The sequence below is a fragment of the Brevibacillus fluminis genome (assembly GCF_003710825.1).
Classification (GTDB): domain Bacteria; phylum Bacillota; class Bacilli; order Brevibacillales; family Brevibacillaceae; genus Brevibacillus_D; species Brevibacillus_D fluminis.
The window spans coordinates 1-3,175 of the sequence record NZ_RHHQ01000032.1; the positions used below are offsets into that span (position 1 = coordinate 1).

At 53.7% G+C, this 3,175-nt stretch carries 1 rRNA gene; it reads left to right on the forward strand.

Going from position 1 to position 3,175, the window contains the following annotated elements:
- Positions 1–218: 218 nt before the first annotated feature.
- A 23S ribosomal RNA gene (locus EDM56_RS30380) occupies positions 219–3,146 on the forward strand.
- Positions 3,147–3,175 lie beyond the last annotated feature (29 nt).

The window sequence follows — 3,175 nt, forward strand, 5'->3', positions numbered from 1 at the left end:
CCGTTAAGCCCTCCAGCGCCGATGGTACTTGTCCCGAAGGGGACTGGGAGAGTAGGACGTTGCCAGGCGGAGATTTTTTGTCTCCAAAAGTTTTTGTTCCTTGAAAACTGGATAACGCAAGTATTGCTAAGGATTAACATTGAAGTACAATTTGTACTGATCATGATGGATGAAAAACGTATGGAGAAGGAAGAAAAACGCTCCGCGTTTTCCGATGTGGTTAAGTTACAAAGGGCACACGGTGGATGCCTTGGCGCTAGGAGCCGACGAAGGACGCAGCGAACTGCGATAAGCCTCGGGGAGCGGTAAGCACGCTTTGATCCGGGGATCTCCGAATGGGGCAACCCACCATCCGTAATGGGATGGTATCCATATCTGAATACATAGGGTATGAGAAGGCACACCCGGTGAACTGAAACATCTAAGTAGCCGGAGGAAGAGAAAACAATAGTGATTCCGTCAGTAGTGGCGAGCGAACGCGGATTAGCCTAAACCGTAGGGTTTACCCTGCGGGGTTGTGGGGCGTCTCACATGGAGTTACAAAAGACACAGGTAGGCGAACAGTCTGGGAAGGCTGACCAAAGAGCGTGACAGTCGCGTATCCTAAACTTGTGTCTCTCCGAGACCAACCCCGAGTAGTGCGGGACACGTGAAATCCCGTATGAATCTGGCAGGACCATCTGCTAAGGCTAAATACTCCCTAGCGACCGATAGTGAACCAGTACCGTGAGGGAAAGGTGAAAAGCACCCCGGGAGGGGAGTGAAAGAGTACCTGAAACCGTGTGCTTACAAATAGTCGGAGCACTGTTTATGTGTGACGGCGTGCCTTTTGTAGAATGAACCGGCGAGTTACGGTAACGTGCGAGGTTAAGTCGAAGAGACGGAGCCGCAGCGAAAGCGAGTCTGAATAGGGCGCAAGTACGTTGCCGTAGACCCGAAACCGTGTGATCTAGCCATGTCCAGGGTGAAGGTAGGGTAACACCTACTGGAGGCCCGAACCCACGCACGTTGAAAAGTGCGGGGATGAGGTGTGGCTAGCGGTGAAATTCCAATCGAACTCGGAGATAGCTGGTTCTCCCCGAAATAGCTTTAGGGCTAGCCTCGGACTTAGAGTTTTGGAGGTAGAGCACTGATTGGGCTAGGGGCCCTCATCGGGTTACCGAACTCAGTCAAACTCCGAATGCCAAAAACTTATGTCCGGGAGTCAGACGGCGAGTGCTAAGATCCGTCGTCAAGAGGGAAACAGCCCAGACCATCAGCTAAGGTCCCCAAGTGTATGTTAAGTGGGAAACGATGTGGAGTTGCCCAGACAACCAGGATGTTGGCTTAGAAGCAGCCACCATTTAAAGAGTGCGTAATAGCTCACTGGTCGAGTGACTCTGCGCGGAAAATGTAACGGGGCTAAACATACCACCGAAGCTATGGCAGTCCTAACGGACTGGGTAGGGGAGCGTTCCAAGCAGCAGTGAAGCCGTACTGGAAAGAGCGGTGGAGCGCTTGGAAGTGAGAATGCCGGTGTAAGTAGCGAAAAGACAAGTGAGAATCTTGTCCACCGAAAGCCTAAGGGTTCCTGGGGAAGGCTCGTCCTCCCAGGGTTAGTCGGGACCTAAGCTGAGGCCGAAAGGCGTAGGCGATGGACAACTGGTTGATATTCCAGTACCACCGTGATTGCGTTTGAGCGATGGCGTGACGCAGGAGGATAGGGTGAGCGGCCTATTGGATGGCCGTCTAAGCAGTAAGCCTGATGTGTAGGCAAATCCGCACATCGTAAGGGCAAGCTGTGATGGCGAGGGAAATTATAGTACCGAAGTCCCTGATTTCACACTGCCAAGAAAAGCGTCTAGTGAGCAATCTGGTGCCCGTACCGCAAACCGACACAGGTAGGCGAGGAGAGAATCCTAAGGTGCGCGGGATAACTCTTGCTAAGGAACTCGGCAAAATGGCCCCGTAACTTCGGGAGAAGGGGCGCCTCGGTAGGGTTAATAGCCCGAGGGGGCCGCAGTGAAAAGGCCCAAGCGACTGTTTAGCAAAAACACAGGTCTCTGCGAAGCCGCAAGGCGAAGTATAGGGGCTGACGCCTGCCCGGTGCTGGAAGGTTAAGGGGATGGGTTAGCGCAAGCGAAGCTTTGAACCGAAGCCCCAGTAAACGGCGGCCGTAACTATAACGGTCCTAAGGTAGCGAAATTCCTTGTCGGGTAAGTTCCGACCCGCACGAAAGGCGTAACGACTTGGGCGCTGTCTCGGCAAGAGACCCGGTGAAATCATAATACCTGTGAAGATGCAGGTTACCCGCGACAAGACGGAAAGACCCCATGGAGCTTTACTGTAGCCTGGTATTGGAACTTTGTGCATCATGTACAGGATAGGTGGGAAGCTGAGAAGCAGGGGCGCCAGCCTCTGTGGAGCTGTCGGTGGGATACCACCCTTGATGTACGGAGTTTCTAACTCGGCACCCTTATCGGGTGCGAGGACCATGCCAGGTGGGCAGTTTGACTGGGGCGGTCGCCTCCTAAAAAGTAACGGAGGCGCCCAAAGGTTCCCTCAGAATGGTCGGAAATCATTCGTAGAGTGTAAAGGCACAAGGGAGCTTGACTGCGAGACCTACAAGTCGAGCAGGGACGAAAGTCGGGCTTAGTGATCCGGTGGTTCCGCATGGAAGGGCCATCGCTCAACGGATAAAAGCTACCCTGGGGATAACAGGCTTATCTCCCCCAAGAGTCCACATCGACGGGGAGGTTTGGCACCTCGATGTCGGCTCATCGCATCCTGGGGCTGAAGTAGGTCCCAAGGGTTGGGCTGTTCGCCCATTAAAGCGGTACGCGAGCTGGGTTCAGAACGTCGTGAGACAGTTCGGTCCCTATCTGTCGCGGGCGTAGGAAATTTGAAAGGAGCTGCCCTTAGTACGAGAGGACCGGGGTGGACATACCGCTGGTGCACCAGTTGTTCCGCCAGGAGCACAGCTGGGTAGCTATGTATGGACGGGATAAGCGCTGAAAGCATCTAAGCGTGAAGCCCCCCTTGAGATGAGATTTCCCACAGAGTTAATCTGGTAAGACCCCTCATAGACGATGAGGTTGATAGGTTCGGTGTGGAAGCGCGGTAACGCGTGGAGCTGACGAATACTAATCGGTCGAGGGCTTATCCACAACAATCCATAGCAATGACTTGCGTATTC